14 protein-coding genes and 1 pseudogene are annotated in these 14,459 nt (G+C 71.7%); 6 read left to right on the top strand and 9 right to left on the bottom strand.

Translation table 11 applies throughout. From position 1 onward, the window contains the following. Positions 1-186 carry a DUF397 domain-containing protein gene (locus IG90_RS0100720; RefSeq protein ID WP_030575802.1) on the top strand — a complete coding sequence of 62 codons (186 nt, stop codon included), beginning with the start codon at positions 1-3 and terminating at the stop codon, positions 184-186. Positions 187-262: 76 nt separating this feature from the next. Here the strand turns inward: IG90_RS0100720 and IG90_RS0100715 are convergent, their stop codons facing one another. Then, positions 263-1,162: a D-alanyl-D-alanine carboxypeptidase family protein gene (locus IG90_RS0100715; RefSeq protein WP_030575799.1), complete on the bottom strand. Its 900-nt coding sequence runs from the start codon at positions 1,160-1,162 to the stop codon at positions 263-265. Positions 1,163-1,246: 84 nt separating this feature from the next. After that, positions 1,247-1,487 (bottom strand): annotated as a pseudogene (locus IG90_RS45445) (cation transporter); the annotation flags it as partial. A 96-nt stretch (positions 1,488-1,583) separates the two neighbouring features. Here IG90_RS45445 and IG90_RS0100710 point away from each other — a divergent pair. Continuing rightward, positions 1,584-2,267, top strand: coding sequence for a GntR family transcriptional regulator (locus IG90_RS0100710; RefSeq protein WP_030575798.1), 684 nt, complete (start codon positions 1,584-1,586; stop codon positions 2,265-2,267). Beyond that, positions 2,264-3,574 (top strand): MFS transporter, encoded by a 1,311-nt coding sequence (locus IG90_RS0100705; RefSeq protein ID WP_030575797.1) that lies wholly within the window; start codon positions 2,264-2,266, stop codon positions 3,572-3,574. The genes IG90_RS0100710 and IG90_RS0100705 overlap by 4 nt, the downstream gene beginning before the upstream one ends. Before the next feature lie 60 nt (positions 3,575-3,634). Here IG90_RS0100705 and IG90_RS0100700 read toward each other — a convergent pair whose 3' ends face one another. Further along, positions 3,635-4,459 (bottom strand): maleylpyruvate isomerase family mycothiol-dependent enzyme, encoded by an 825-nt coding sequence (locus IG90_RS0100700; protein WP_030575796.1) that lies wholly within the window; start codon positions 4,457-4,459, stop codon positions 3,635-3,637. Between the two features lie 361 nt (positions 4,460-4,820). On the opposite strand from IG90_RS0100700, the gene IG90_RS0100695 reads away from it, so the two are divergent. Both IG90_RS0100695 and IG90_RS0100690 read left to right on the top strand, forming a co-directional pair. Next, complete coding sequence (locus IG90_RS0100695) at positions 4,821-5,612, top strand: carbon-nitrogen family hydrolase (protein WP_030575795.1); 792 nt, start codon at positions 4,821-4,823, stop codon at positions 5,610-5,612. Between the two features lie 48 nt (positions 5,613-5,660). After that, the gene (locus IG90_RS0100690) at positions 5,661-6,065 is read left to right on the top strand and encodes a hypothetical protein (protein WP_030575794.1); all 405 of its coding nucleotides are present in this window, start codon (positions 5,661-5,663) and stop codon (positions 6,063-6,065) included. 63 nt (positions 6,066-6,128) lie between these two features. On the opposite strand, the gene IG90_RS0100685 is transcribed toward IG90_RS0100690, so the two are convergent. Next, positions 6,129-6,620: an LURP-one-related/scramblase family protein gene (locus tag IG90_RS0100685; protein ID WP_030575793.1), complete on the bottom strand. Its 492-nt coding sequence runs from the start codon at positions 6,618-6,620 to the stop codon at positions 6,129-6,131. A 64-nt stretch (positions 6,621-6,684) separates the two neighbouring features. Here IG90_RS0100685 and IG90_RS0100680 point away from each other — a divergent pair, with 64 nt between their 5' ends. Continuing rightward, on the top strand, positions 6,685-8,502 hold the full coding sequence (locus IG90_RS0100680) for an NHL domain-containing thioredoxin family protein (RefSeq protein ID WP_030575792.1): 1,818 nt from the start codon (positions 6,685-6,687) through the stop codon (positions 8,500-8,502). A gap of 226 nt (positions 8,503-8,728) precedes the next feature. On the opposite strand, the gene IG90_RS0100675 is transcribed toward IG90_RS0100680, so the two are convergent. From IG90_RS0100675 to IG90_RS45440, 5 genes are all read right to left on the bottom strand, one after another. Further along, positions 8,729-9,454 (bottom strand): DUF4232 domain-containing protein, encoded by a 726-nt coding sequence (locus tag IG90_RS0100675; RefSeq protein WP_030575791.1) that lies wholly within the window; start codon positions 9,452-9,454, stop codon positions 8,729-8,731. Between the two features lie 137 nt (positions 9,455-9,591). Further along, positions 9,592-12,432 carry an AfsR/SARP family transcriptional regulator gene (locus IG90_RS0100670; RefSeq protein WP_030575789.1) on the bottom strand — a complete coding sequence of 947 codons (2,841 nt, stop codon included), beginning with the start codon at positions 12,430-12,432 and terminating at the stop codon, positions 9,592-9,594. A 148-nt stretch (positions 12,433-12,580) separates the two neighbouring features. Next, positions 12,581-12,802 carry a DUF6458 family protein gene (locus IG90_RS0100665; protein WP_030575788.1) on the bottom strand — a complete coding sequence of 74 codons (222 nt, stop codon included), beginning with the start codon at positions 12,800-12,802 and terminating at the stop codon, positions 12,581-12,583. 109 nt (positions 12,803-12,911) lie between these two features. Continuing rightward, positions 12,912-14,210 (bottom strand): M18 family aminopeptidase, encoded by a 1,299-nt coding sequence (locus tag IG90_RS0100660; RefSeq protein WP_030575786.1) that lies wholly within the window; start codon positions 14,208-14,210, stop codon positions 12,912-12,914. 59 nt (positions 14,211-14,269) lie between these two features. Next, positions 14,270-14,398 carry a hypothetical protein gene (locus IG90_RS45440; protein ID WP_324604246.1) on the bottom strand — a complete coding sequence of 43 codons (129 nt, stop codon included), beginning with the start codon at positions 14,396-14,398 and terminating at the stop codon, positions 14,270-14,272. Positions 14,399-14,459: the final 61 nt, after the last annotated feature.

The following is a 14,459-nucleotide window of genomic DNA, read 5'->3' as shown; positions in this document are numbered from 1 at the left end:
GTGCCCCACTTCGAGTTCGTCAAGTCCAGCTACAGCAGTGGCAACGGCGAGTGCGTCGAAGTGGCCCGCAACATCCCCCCTACCGTCGCCGTCCGCGACTCCAAGCGTCCCGGCGGCCCCGTCCTCACCCTCGCGCCGGCCGCCTGGGACGCCTTCACGGCCGACCTGCGCCGCCGGCAGCCGTAGGGCATGGGTACGGCGAAGGGGCCCGGCTCGCACACACCGTGCGGGCCGGGCCCCTCCGCCGTACAGCGCGTGCGGGCTACTTCTTGAAGCCGTAGTCCATCAGCTTCTTCGCGTCGGCGGTGCGGTTCGCCTCGGAGGACGACGTCAGCACCGTGCCGATGACGGTCTTGCCCTTACGGGTCGCCGCGAAGACCAGGCAGTACTTGGCGGTCGGGCCCGAGCCGGTCTTGACGCCGATGGCGCCGCTGTAGCTGCTGAGCATCTTGTTGGTGTTGCTCCACGACATGTAGCGGTAGCCACCGCTCTTCGTGGTCACCTTCTGCTTCGTCGACTTGGTCTTGACGATCGAGCGGAACGTGGAGTTCTTCATCGCCTTGCCGGCGATCTTCGTCAGGTCACGGGGGGTCGAGTAGTTGTTGCCACTCCCTATGCCGTCGAACGAGTCGAAACGGGTGTTCTTCAGCTTGAGGCTCTTCGCCGTGGAGTTCATCTTGCCGATGAACGACTTCACGCGGGCCGCACGGGTCGTGCCCGAGCCGAACTTGTCGGCCAGGGCGTACGCGGCGTCGCAGCCGGAGGGGAGCATCAGGCCGTAGAGGAGCTGGCCCACGGTGACCTTGTCGCCGACGATGAGGCGGGCGGACGAGGCGTTCTTCGAGACGATGTAGTCGCTGTAGGCCTTCTGGATGGTGACCTTGGATTTCAGGTTCACGTTCTTCTGCGACAGCACCACCAGGGCCGTCATGATCTTGGTGGTGGAGCCGGTGGAGCGGCGGGTGTCAGCGGACTTGGTGAAGAGGGTCTTGCCGGTGCCGTCGTTCATCACGAAGCCGCCCTTGGCGACGATCTTCGGAGTCGGCGGCGCGGCGGCGTGCGCCGTGGAAGCGAAGGCGCTGCCCGCGAGCACCGCGCCGGCGGTGAGCGTCACGGTGGCCGTGACGGTGACGCGATTGATGCGCTTGATGCTGATTTTCAACTGAACGCTCCAAATGCCCCTGATATGCGGCCACATAAGGGTGCCGCTCGGAGGTGAGACTCCTGGGCCGGGGCAATGGATGTGTTACCGAACGGGTGAATTTGCGCAGGCTTGACCATGGGCCGTCGGCGCACAGCAGCCCTTGCCCCGCCAGGCGTCGCGGCCCTCCTTGACCGCGAGGGCGGCGATGGCGAGGGCGGCGGCCGGGTCCGGCCCAGGACCAGCCGAGCGTGGCGATGAGGGGCGGCCCGAACGGCAGGACGGCGGACGGGTAGGTGCACGGCAGGGTCCGCTTCGAGTCCGCGACGGCGGGGGCGGACCCGATTCGGGTAACCCTGAACCGTTGGCTCCTTCGGTCGCCCCGGGGTCCAGGATCCGGACGGGGGCCGACATGCGTGCATGTTGTATCTATGCTGTGCGCATGCCTGCCGCACCCTCCGCCCCCGTACGGTCGCCGAACCCCTCCCTCAAGCGTCCGCCCGCCGCCGAACGTGTCTACACGCACATCAAGGAAGCGGTCCTGGAACGCCGTTACGAGGGCGGCACGCTGCTCACCGAAGGGGACCTGGCGGACGCGGTCGGCGTCTCCCGGACGCCCGTGCGCGAGGCGCTGCTACGGCTGGAGGTCGAGGGGCTGATCAAGCTCTACCCGAAGAAGGGCGCCCTCGTCCTCGCCGTCTCCGCACAGGAGATCAAGGACGTGGTGGAGACCCGGCTGCTGGTCGAGGAGTTCGCCGCGCGCAAGGCGGTGCCCGCGTCGCCGCAGCTGATCGAGCGGCTGGAGCAGCTCCTGGAGGAGCAGCGGCAGTTGGCGGAGGACGGCGATCTGGCGGAGGTGGCCGTCAAGGACCGCTGCTTCCACGCCGAGATCGTGAAGAACGCGGGCAACGAGATCCTCTCGCGCCTCTACGACCAGCTGCGCGACCGTCAGCTGCGGATGGGCGTCGCGGTGATGGAGGCCCACCCGGGCAGGATCGCGGCCAACATCACCGAGCACGGTGAGCTGCTGGAGGCGATCCGGGCCGGCGACGCCGAGGGGGCCGCGCAGGTCGTGCGCCGCCATGTGGGCCGGGTGCGGGTGCTGGTGCGGGGTGAGGACCGGTGAGTTCGGCGGCCGCGCCCACCCTGTCGCTTCCCGGTGACCCGCCCGGCGGCCGGCGGGCCGGCTGGATCTGGGGCATCGGGGTCGCCGTCTACTTCGTCGCGATCATCTTCCGTACGAGCCTGGGCGTCGCCGGACTCGACGCCGCCGACCGGTTCGACGTCAACGCCTCGGCGCTGTCCACGTTCTCGATCCTCCAGCTCCTCGTCTACGCGGGCATGCAGATACCCGTCGGGCTGATGGTCGACCGGCTCGGCACCAGGAAGGTCCTCACCATCGGGGCCGTTCTCTTCACCGTCGGACAGCTCGGCTTCGCGCTCTCCCCCTCGTACGGCATGGCGTTGGCGGCCCGCGCGCTGCTCGGCTGCGGCGACGCGATGACGTTCATCAGCGTGCTACGGCTCGGCAGCCGCTGGTTCCCGGCCCGGCGCGGGCCGCTGATCGGCCAGGTCGCGGCACTGTTCGGGATGGCGGGCAACCTCGTCTCGACGCTGTTCATCGCGCGGGCGCTGCACAGCTACGGCTGGACCGCGACGTTCGTCGGCAGCTCGCTGGCCGGTGTCGTGGTGCTGGTGCCGCTGCTGTTGTTCCTCAAGGACCACCCCGAGGGCCACGAGCCGCCGCCCGTCCAGCACGCCGGGGCCGCGTACGTCCGCCGGCAGATCGCCGCCGCCTGGCGGGAGCCCGGCACCCGGCTGGGTATGTGGGTGCACTTCACCACCCAGTTCCCGGCGATGGTGTTCCTGCTGCTGTGGGGGATGCCGTTCCTGGTCGAGGCGCAGGGGCTGAACCGGGGCACGGCGGGCACCCTGCTCACCCTGGTGGTGCTGTCCAACATGGTGGTGGGGCTCGTCTACGGGCAGATCATCGCCCGCCACCACGAGGCACGTGTTCCGATCGCCCTGGGGACGGTGGCGACGACGGCCCTGCTCTGGGCGTCCGCGATCTTCTACCCGGCCGACCACACGCCGATGTGGCTGCTGGTCGTTCTGTGCGTGGTGCTCGGCGCCTGCGGACCGGCCTCGATGGTCGGCTTCGACTTCGCCCGGCCGGCCAATCCGCCCGAGCGGCAGGGCACCGCCTCGGGAATCGTCAACATGGGCGGTTTCATCGCCTCGATGACCACCCTGTTCGCCGTCGGGGTCCTGCTGGACGCCACGGGCGACAACTACCGCCTCGCGTTCGCCTCGGTCTTCGTCCTGGAGGCGCTCGGCGTCACCCAGATCCTGCGACTGCGCCGCCGGGCGGCGCTCAGGGAGCGTGAGCACCACGTGCTGAGCCGCGTCGAGGCCGTCCACGTGCCCGCGTAACCCTCCCGGGCACGTGCCCGCGTAACCTCCCGAGGCGCGGGCACGTACCCGGCGATGCGGCTACGGGGTGACGGCGAAGTTGTCCAGGATCGCGGTGGCCAGCTCCTGGTCGCCCTCGACCTTGATCCGGTCGGCGACGGCCGTGTGACGGACCCGGCCGCAGGCGAGCCGGACGTACGTCTCCCAGTCCAGCGACAGCGTCGCGGCGGGGCCCAGCGAGGGCGCTCCGTCCACCGAACCGCGGCCCTCCGCGTCGACCCGTACCGTCCGCAGGAACTCCACCGGCCCGTGCACGTCGAAGACGACCGCCGAATTCGCGGGCGCGCCGGCCTTCTTGGCGACCACCTTCGGCAGCCCGGCGAGCAGCATGTCGCGGGTGATCAGGGCGCCGGGGGAGTCCAGGTTGCCGGGCTGCCCGAGCGTGGCGCGCAGGTCCTGCTCGTGCACCCAGACGTCGAAGGCCCTCAGGTTCAGCGCCGTTTCGAGGGTCTGCTCGGTGCCCAGCGGGGCGCGGACCTTGGTCTCGGGGCTGCGCGACTCGTTGCGGATCTGGCGGGCCCGGCGGATGAGGACGTACTCCAGCTCGGCGGTGATCTCCGGGGAGGTGTGGTGCCGACGGACGTCGACCTGCATCTCCATGTAGCGGGCGAAGTCGCTCTGTACGTGGTAGAGGTCGCGCGGCAGGGTGTGGATCGGCCGGGGATCGCCGAGCATCTCGCACTCCATGCCGATGACGTGCGACACGATGTCGCGCACCGACCATCCCGGGCAGGGCGTACGGCGGTTCCACTCGCCCTCGGCGAGGGGCTTCACCAGCTCGGCTATCGCCTCGATGGAGTGGGTCGCGGCGTCGGTGTAGGGCTGGAGGCTGGGATGGACGGTCACGGGACCCCTCGTGCGGTTCTGCGGTGCATGGGCTGGAGAGCAGGGAGTGCTGGCGGGTGGGCTGGCACTGACGGCGCTGTCGGCGAGCTGCGTGGGAGGTTCGGTGGCTTGGACCGACCGGAACATGGGGGGGGCGGCGTCGCGGGCTGGACACGCACATCTGCGGCGTTGTCGTCAATCACCATGGCTCCGCCATGCCTCAATCCTCCGCCTTGCAGCCGCACGCGTCCAGACCCGCTCCTTCTCCCACCCCCCATGTTCCGGTCGGTCCAAGTTACGCTGCGAGCAGGCACCCCGGCAGTGCTTTCGTGTGACGATCGTAGGCCCGTGTTGACGGCTCGAATGCCAGGACGGTGGTAGTGTGCGCGCCTCCCTCATCCAGATCGCAGTAGACCCGGACGAATCCGTCGATGCCCGCAGGGCGCGAGCGGCCTCTCTGGTGGTCGCCCAGCGGGGCGCCGACCTGGTGATTCTTCCCGAACTCTGGCCGGTCGGGGCGTTCGCCTACACGGCGTTCGCGGAGGAGGCCGAGCCTCTGGAGGGCCCCACGCACGAGGTGATGGCGAAAGCGGCGGCCGAAGCCGGAGTCTGGCTGCACGCCGGCTCCTTCGTCGAACGCGCGGACGACGGCACCCTCTACAACACCAGCCTGGTCTTCTCGCCCGAGGGTGAACGCACGGCCGCCTACCGCAAGATCCACCGCTTCGGCTTCGACCAGGGCGAGGCCGTGATGATGGGCGCGGGCGAAGAGCTGGTGACCGTCGCCCTGCCGGACACCACACTGGGCCTCGCCACCTGTTACGACCTGCGCTTCCCCGAGCAGTTCCGGGGGCTCGTCGACGCGGGCGCCGAGATGCTGGTCGTCGCGGCGGGCTGGCCCGAGCGCCGGCGCTCCCACTGGACGCTCCTGGCGCAGGCCCGTGCCGTGGAGAACCAGGCGTACGTCCTGGCCGTCGGGACGGCGGGCACCCACGCCGGTGTCCAACAGGCCGGACACAGCATCGTCGTCGACCCCTGGGGCGAGGTGCTGGCCCGGGCGGGCGCGGACGAGGAGATCCTGACCGTCGAGCTGGACCCGGCGAAGGTGCGCGCGACCCGGGAGCAGTTCCCGGCCCTGAAGGACCGTCGCCTGGGACTCGCGCCGCCGCTCTGAGGACTGCCCGTCGCGGGCGGCCGGGACGCCCTGTCTACAGTGAGCGCCATGGTTGAACCGAGCAGTTCCGAATCGACGTTCCTCCGTGGCATGTCGATCTTCGCCGCCTCGGTCACGGTCGTCCTCTACCTCTTCGGCCTCCTCCTGGTCGGGTTCGCGGTCAGCGAGGTCGGATCGGGAGCGGACTCGACGCCCATGCACCAGTGCCGGTACGCGCCCGGCCTGTCGGAAGGCGCTCATGTGGAGACGCACGAGGTGCGCTACCTCCCGGTGCACGTCCTGTGCCGCACCTCCGACGGCCAGGAGTTCACCAGTGGGGTCGTCCCGTCCTGGCTCAACCCGACGCTCGCGGTTTCCTTCGCGGCCACCGTCGCCCTTACGGCGGCGGCCTTCGTCCAGGCGGACCGGCGGGCGGCCGGGCGACAGGGGATGAGTCGAAGCCCGAGCGCCTGACAGCCCAAGCTCCACGTCTCACGTTTCACGTGAAACAACGAAAGCCCGCGCACGGGTGAGCGCTCAGTCCTTGTTCTCCTTGTCCGCCAGCACGATCACGCACATCGCCACCGCGATGAGCAGCGCGGCGTCGGCGTCGTCCCGGACGACGTCGATGCCGTACGTGTCCCGGAGGGTCAGCCAGCGGCGTGAGATCTGGGCCAGCAGTTCGCCGTCGTACTCGATGGCGAACTCGCGGTCGAGGATCTTGCCGCTGACGTCCAGCTCCGTGCCGTCCACCAGCGTCACCCGGTAGTGGTTGCGGAGCAGCGACAGCCGCTTGCGCTTGACCTTGGCCAGCTCCTCACCGCCCCGCTCGATGAGCATCGTGTCGCGCAGGCTGATCAGCTTCTGCCGCAGCTCCACCAGGACCCGTCCGTCGGCGTCCTTCAGCTCGAAGGTGTCGCGCAGCCGCATCGCCTTGCCGTCGACCAGGAAGACCTTGCGGCCCCCGTCGTCCTCGATCCAGTAGTCGTCGCCGATGGCGAACAGCCGCTCACGTACGAGAAGTCTCATGGGGCACAGGTTCCCCCGGGGCCCGGCGGAATGCGGACAGGCGGTCACGGTGTTGACTGGTGTCATGGCAACACGTGCACGCGTCCGCGCCCCCGAGCTCATCGGCAAGGGCGGCTGGCTCAATACAGGCGACCAGCAGTACACCCTCGCTGACCTGCGAGGACGCGTCGTCATCCTCGATTTTTGGACGTTCTGCTGTGTGAACTGTCTGCATGTCCTGGACGAGCTGCGCGAGCTGGAGGAGAAGCACCGCGACACCGTGGTGATCATCGGTGTCCACTCGCCGAAGTTCGTCCACGAGGCCGAGCACCAGGCCGTCGTCGACGCCGTCGAACGCTACGAGGTCCACCACCCCGTCCTCGACGACCCCGAGCTGGCCACCTGGAAGCAGTACGCGGTACGCGCCTGGCCGACGCTCGTCGTGATCGACCCCGAGGGCTATGTCGTCGCCCAGCACGCGGGCGAGGGCCACGCGCACGCCATCGAGAAGCTCGTCGAGGAGCTGGAGGCCGAGCACGCCGCCAAGGGCACGCTCCGCCGCGGCGACGGCCCCTACGTCGCGCCCGAGCCCGTCGCCACGCATCTGCGTTTCCCCGGCAAGGCGCTGCTCCTGCCGGACGGGGGTTTCCTGGTCTCCGACACCACCCGGCACCGCCTGGTCGAGCTGGACGCCGACGGCGAGACCGTACGACGCCACTTCGGCACCGGAGAACGCGGCCTGAACGACGGCGGTCCGGAGACGGCCCGGTTCAGCGAACCGCAAGGGCTCGCCGTGCTTCCCGACGGCCGCATCGCCGTCGCGGACACCGTCAACCACGCCATCCGCGCACTCGACCTCACGACCGGGGTGACCAGCACCCTCGCCGGAACCGGCCGCCAGTGGTGGCAGGGGACGCCGACCAGCGGCCCGGCGCGCGAGGTGGACCTCTCCTCGCCGTGGGACATCGCCTGGTTCGGCGACCGGCTGTGGATCGCCATGGCGGGCGTGCACCAGCTGTGGGCCTACTACCCGGAGAGCGGGACCGTACGCGTGGCCGCCGGGACCACCAACGAGGGCCTGGTCGACGGGCCGGCCGTCAAGGCCTGGTTCGCCCAGCCGTCCGGGCTCGCCGTCTCCGCCGACGGGGAGCGGCTCTGGGTCGCCGACTCCGAGACCTCCGCGCTGCGCTGGGTCGACCGCGACGAGCACGTGCACACCGCCGTCGGCACCGGCCTCTTCGACTTCGGCCACCGCGACGGGGCCGCCGGCCAGGCGCTCCTCCAGCACCCGCTCGGCGTGACCGCGCTGCCCGACGGGTCCGTCGCGATCAGCGACACCTACAACCACGCGCTGCGCCGGTACGACCCGGCCTCGGGCGAGGTCACCACGCTCGCCACCGATGTCCGCGAGCCCAGCGACGCGGTTCTGGTCGACGGCGATCTGGTCGTCGTCGAGTCCGCCCGTCACCGGCTGACCCGCCTCCGGCTGCCCGACGAGGCGGTCCGGGTCGCCGGTCAGGCGCACCGCACCCAGCGGGCCGCCACGGAGATCGCCCCGGGCACCCTCCGCCTCGACGTCGTCTTCCAGGCGCCCGCCGGGCAGAAGCTGGACACCCGCTACGGCCCCTCGACCCGGCTGCTGGTCTCCGCCACCCCGCCCGAGCTGCTGGCGGAGGGCTCCGGCGCGGGGACGGACCTCGGGCGGGACCTGGTCCTCGCGGACGGGGTCACTGAGGGCGTCCTGCACGTCTCCGCGATGGCGGCGTCCTGCGACGACGACCCGGCCAACGAGTACCCGGCCTGCCATGTGCACCAACAGGACTGGGGCGTCCCCGTCCGCGTGACCGCGGAGGGAAAGCCCCGGCTGCCGCTGGTGCTGGCGGGCATGGACGAGCAGGGCTGAGAGCCTGTCGGGTGACCTCTGATCGGGCGGCCACGCCCTGGCGCGCACGCTTCCGGCTTTGCCGAAACGCCCTGGCAGCTCCGCTACGAGGACCTCTCGGCACCTTGGAACCGTACGCACCGGACCGCGTCCGCTCCGATCGAAGGCCTCCCGACAGGCTCTGAGGCGCGTCCGACAGGCGGCCCGCCTGTCGGGCCGCCTGTGAGTCGCCTGCCCGCCGGGCCGCCTAGAAGTCGTCGGCGCCGTTGCGGAGCTCGGTGGTCCAGTAGCCCGTGGCCCACTTCTGCGGGTTGACGGAGAGGCCCTCGGGGGCGGGGGACTTCACGACCGCCATGCCGCCGCCGTTGGCCTTCAGCGTGACCGTGAACTCCTTCACCGTCTCGGTGCTCTCCTTCCGACCGCCCTCGGACATGCGCACCGCGACGTAGGCGGACTGACCGGGCTCCAGGATCACCGGGACCTCCGGCTTGCTCTTGGCGACGGGCGGGACGATGCCCCGCGCGTTGTCCAGGAAGTGGATGTGCGGGTACTCCTTCATCTCGCAGCCGGCGCCGGAGGTGTTCTTCGCGCTCAGCGTGAGGTGGGTGTAGGGCGGGCCGTCCTGACGCTCGGCGGTGATCTGCAGACCCTTCGCCGTGCAGAGCGGGGCGGAGGCCTTGGCGGACGTGCCGCCGGAGTTTCCTGAGCCGCCGGAGCTCTTGGTCGCGCCTGCGGCCTGCGCGGTGCCGGATCCGGTGCCGCTGCCGGTGGATCCCGTGGTGCCGGTCTCCGCCGCGTCGTCGGCGGCCTTCGGGGACTCGGCGGCCGACGCGGCGACGGTCGCGGAGTCGCTCGACGCCGAGCCCGCCGACTTGGTGCCGGTGCCGTTGTCACCGCAGGCGGTGAGAGCGAGAGCGAGGGCTGCCGTGGTCGCGGCGGCCAGGACGGTGGTGCGGTTGCGGAAGGCACGCATGGAATTCCCCCGAAGTGACGGTGAGGCGGACGTCCGGTCGAGACGTTCGCCGTGAGTGGCTGACGGGAACGACTCTGCCCGCCGCCGCTCACGTATCGCTGCTGTCCCGCTGACGTCCTGCTGACGTCGGGCTCCGCTCAGCTCTCGTCGGAGAGCCGTCGCAGCGCCTCGTCGTGTCGCCGCCGGAAATCCGTCCGTGCGGACACCCGCAGCAGCGCCTCCAACGCCCGTACGGCCCCCTCGTCGTAGCCGGCCCGCTCCGCCTCCCGCGCGGCCCGGTCCAGCAGTCGTACGCCGTCCTCCTCGTCGCCCAGGGCCAGTTGCGCCTCGCCGCAGACGGCCAGCAGCAGGGAGCGGCGCCCCGCCTCCTCGTGCTCGGGCCCCAGATCGAGCGCGGCCCGGGCACAGGCGAGGGCTTCCTCGGGGCGGTGCGCGGTGAGGTGCATCCGGGCGAGGTGCTGGAGCGTGAGCATCTCCGTGTGCGGGTCTCCCTCCGCCAGTTCGACGGCGCGTGCGCAGTTCTCCAGTGCGGTGGGCAGCGCGCCCAGTTCGGCCTGGACGAGCGCCAGGTTGACCAGCGCGGTCGCCTCTCCCAGCGGGTCGCCGGCCTCCCGGGCGAGCACGGGCGAGCGCTCCAGCAGGGCTGCGGCCTCGGCGGTGCGGCCCTCCTCCGTCATCACCCAGCCCAGCAGCGTGAGCACCCTCGACTCCGCGTACGCGTCCTTCTCGGCGCGGGCCGACTCCAGGGCCAGTTCCAGCAGCGGGGACCAGCTGTCCCGCGCCCGCCACACCATCTGCGGCCACTGGAGCAGAATGATCCGCCAGGCCCGGTCGTCGAGCCCCGCCTCCCGGGCCGCCAGCGCGGTCAGCGCCAGGTCCTCGCGCTCGGTGGCCAGCCAGCGCATCGCCTCCGCACGGTCGGCGAAGTCCTGTACGGCACTGGGCCGGCGGTAGTCCGCCGGGAGCACGAAACAGGGTTCGCCGCCGGGCTCCGCCGTGTCGGCGGCGGCCAGGGCGGTGGCGATGCAGTGGTCGAGCACGCCGACCAGGGCCTCGCGCGCGGACGCCGGGTCCAGGCTCCGGGCGTAGAGGCGCACCAGGTCGTGCAGGACCCAGCGCCCGGGGGCGGTCTCGGTGACGAGGTGGGCGGCGGCCAGTTGCTCCAGCGCCGCCCTGGCGGTGACCGGGTCCGTCCCCGCGAGCGCGGCCGCCGCGTACGGGTCGTAGTGGCCGCCCGGATGGTGGCCGAGCCGCGCGAACTGGTGGACGGTCCCGGGCGGCAGATGCTGGACGGTGAGCCGCAGCGCGGCGGCGACCCCGGTGTCGTCCACGTCGAGATACGCCAGCCGGCCGCGCTCGTCGGCCAGTTCACCGGCCAGAGCGGCGAGCGTCCAGCCGGGCCGCCCCGCCAGGCGGGCCGCGGTGACGCGCAGGGCGAGGGGCAGTCCGCCGCACAGCTCGGAGAGCCGGCGCGCCGCCACAGGTTCGGCGAGGACTCGCTCCTCCCCCAGCACCCCGGCGAGCAGCGCCGTGCCGTCGTCGGTCTCCAGGGTGTCGAGCGGGACCGGGCGGGCGGCGTCCGAGGCGATGAGCCCCTCCAGCCGGTGGCGGCTGGTGACCAGCGTGACGCAGTCGGCGCCGCCCGGCAGCAGTGTCCTGACGGTGGCGGAGTCGCGGGCGTTGTCCAGGACCACCAGCAGCCTGCGCCGGGCGGTCAGCGAGCGGAACAGCGCGGCGGCGGCCGGTACGGACTCCGGAACGCGGCGCGGGGAGACGCCGAGCGCGAGCAGGAACTCCCGCAGGACGTCGATGAGCGCGGGTTCCCCGGCCGCGCTGAACCCGCGCAGATCGGCGAAGAGCCGCCCGTCCGGGAAGAGCGCGGGGTTGCGGTGCGCCCACTGGAGGGCCAGCGCGGTCTTACCTACGCCGGCCGGCCCGGTGACCAGACAGACGGGGGCCTCGCCCGCCGCCGACCGGCTGAGCGCGGCCAGTTCGGCGGCGCGCCCGTGGAAGCCGCGGGGCGCGCGGGGCAGCAGGTCGACGGGGTGCGGCTCGCCGGCCGGCGACGGGGGCACGGCCGGGAAGGGCGGACGTGGCGGGGCGGGGGAGTCCGTTTCCCTACCCTCCCCGGCACCACGGGACGAACCCCCGGCACCATGGGACTGACCCCCGGCACCGGGCGGCCCGGCGGCAGGGGAGGGCGTGGGGCCATCCGGCGGGTCGGCGCTCGGGGGCCCGGGCGCGCCGCGCAGGATGAGTGCGTAGGCGTCGGCCAGCTCGTGGCCCGGGTCGATGCCCAGCTCGTCGGCGAGGAGCCGCCTCGTACGGTGGAAACGGTCCAGGGCCTCCGACTGACGCCCCGCCCGGAACAGCGCCAGCATCAGTTCCGCGGCCAGCGACTCGCGCAGCGGATGGGCCGCAGTCTCCGCCGTCAGCAGGGCGGCGGCCCGGTGGTGCTCACCGAGCGCCCCGTACGCGCGGGACAGGTGCTCGACCGTCGCCAGCCGCGATTCCTCCAGGGAGTGCGCGGCCACCCGGAGCGGCTGACCTGCGAACGCACCGCTGAGCGCGGGGCCCTGCCACAGGGACAGGGCCTCCTTGAGCATCAGCACGGCGTCGTCGGGGCCGCGCTGCTGCCGCGCCAGCATCAGCAGTTCCTCGAACCGCTGCGTGTCCAGCAGCGTCTCCGGGGCCCGCAGCACATACGCGTCGCCGAGGGTGGCCAGCTCCACTCCGTACGCCTCCGCGTCCGCGCCCGCCAGCAGGGCACGCAGCCGGGAGACGTGTCCCTGGATGACGCCACGGGCCTGTGAGGGCGGCTCGTCGTCCCACAGGCAGTCCGTCAACCGCCCCACGGAGACCGGCGTGTTGGCGGACAGCAGCAGAGCGGCGAGCAGACTGCGCCGTTTGGCGGGCCCCAGTGGCAGGGGCCCGGTGAGCGTTTCGACGGAGACCGTGCCGAGCAGCCGGAACTCCACGAGCGGCTCCCCTTCCGGGCGGGACGCACCCACGGTGGGGGCGCGGGATCCGACCCAGAATATCGGGGATTCCGCAGGTCCGAAGCAGCGCCGATCGACCCGGTGACGGCTTTCGGCCGTCCACGCGGACCGGTCGTCGCGCCGGTCGTCAGTGGTAGCGCTGCTCGTCGTCCTGGACGACCGTGGTGGTGGGCGGCACGACCATACGGCGGCGCCGCGCGATGCTCATGTAGACGAAGACCCCGACGAGGCCGACAAGCATCATGATCCAGCCGACCAGGTCGACATTGACGGTGTCCATCTTCCAGTCCGTGGCGAACGCCAGGATCGCGCCCCCACCGATCAGGAGAATGCATCCTCCGAGTCCCATGAATTCCGCCTCCTCGACCGCCCGGTGAATCCGGGCCGGTGTACGGGTCGCGTACCCGGCCCGGCAACAACCATGTGCGCGGAGGCGCTTGGGTGGCGGCTGAGAGCCCTCAGCCCGCGAGGAACGAGGCGAGCGCGTTCGCCAGCAGATACGGGTCGTCGGCGCCGCACAGCTCACGCGCGCTGTGCATCGAGAGGATCGCCACGCCGATGTCCACGGTCTGGATGCCGTGCCGGGCCGCCGTGATCGGCCCGATCGTGGTGCCGCAGGGCATCGCGTTGTTGGACACGAAGCTCTGCCACGGCACGCCCGCCTTCTCGCAGGCCGCGGCGAACACGGCACGGCCGCTGCCGTCGGTGGCGTACCGCATGTTGACGTTGACCTTGAGGATCGGCCCGCCGTTGGCGACCGGGTGGTGCGTCGGGTCGTGCCGCTCCGCGTAGTTGGGGTGTACGGCGTGGCCGGTGTCGGACGAGAGGCAGACCGTGCCGGCGAAGGCGCGGGCGCGGTCCTCGTACGTGCCGCCGCGCGCGAACACCGAGCGCTCCAGCACCGATCCGAGCAGCGGCCCGTCGGCGCCGGTGTCGGACTGCGAGCCGTTCTCCTCGTGGTCGAAGGCCGCGAGCACCGGGATGAACGGGATGTCCGCGTCGGGCTGCCCGGCGACGGCGGCCAGGGCGGCGGTCGCGGCGTGCACCGACAGGAGGTTGTCCATCCGGGGCCCGGCCACCAGCTCCCGGTCCCGGCCCAGGTAGGAGGGCGGCTCGATGGCGTGCGGCATCAGGTCCCAGCCGGTGACGTCCTCCGCGTCGACGCCCGCCTCCTCGGCGACGAAGCGGATCAGGTCGCCCTCCTCGACGTCGCCGAGCCCCCAGATCGGCTGCATGTGCTTCTGCCGGTCGAGCTTGAGCCCCTCGGTGTTGGCAGACCGGTCCAGGTGCACGGCCAGCTGCGGCACCCGCAGGAGCGCCCGGTCGATGTTGACCAGCCGGTGCGTGCCGTCCCGCAGCGAGATCCGCCCGGCCAGGCCGAGGTCCCGGTCGAGCCAGGTGTTCAGCAGGGTGCCGCCGTAGACCTCGACGGCGATCTGGCGCCAGCCGTGCGCGCCGGTGTCGGGCAGCGGCTTCACCCGGAGGTTCGGGGAGTCGGTGTGCGCACCGGCGATCCGGAACGGAGTGTGCGCCTGCGCGCCCTCCGGCACGTACCAGGCGACGATCGCCCCGCCGCGCAGCACGTACTTCCCACCGGCCGACGCGTCCCAGGCGGCGGTCTCCTCGACCTGCCGGAAGCCGGCCTCCTCCAGCAGCGCGGCGGCGTTCGCCACGGCGTGGTACGGGGACGGGCTGGCCGCCAGGAAGGACATCAGGTCATCGGTGTGCGCGCGGTCGAACCGGAGAGGGGAACTCATGTTCTTCACTGTAACGAGAACCCGGGATCCGGTATCCGGTGACCGGGGGATCGGTGGCCCTACAGCTCGTCGATCGAGGTCAGGTCGTCCACGGTGTAGCCGTCCGGTGGCGGGACCGGCCACCCGGGGTTGGTGCGCCGCTGCTGCGACGCTTCGGACTGTGCCTCGGCGGTCATGGTTCCTCCCATGGAAGGGATCCTGGCCCGTGCACTCAGCGTACCCAGCTGATACGACAGCGCCGCCACCCGA

The sequence above is a fragment of the Streptomyces anulatus genome, assembly GCF_000721175.1.
GTDB classification, from domain to species: Bacteria; Actinomycetota; Actinomycetes; order Streptomycetales; family Streptomycetaceae; genus Streptomyces; species Streptomyces anulatus_C.
Note: the sequence above shows the minus strand (reverse complement) of the source record. Positions and strands in the feature narration are given on the sequence as shown.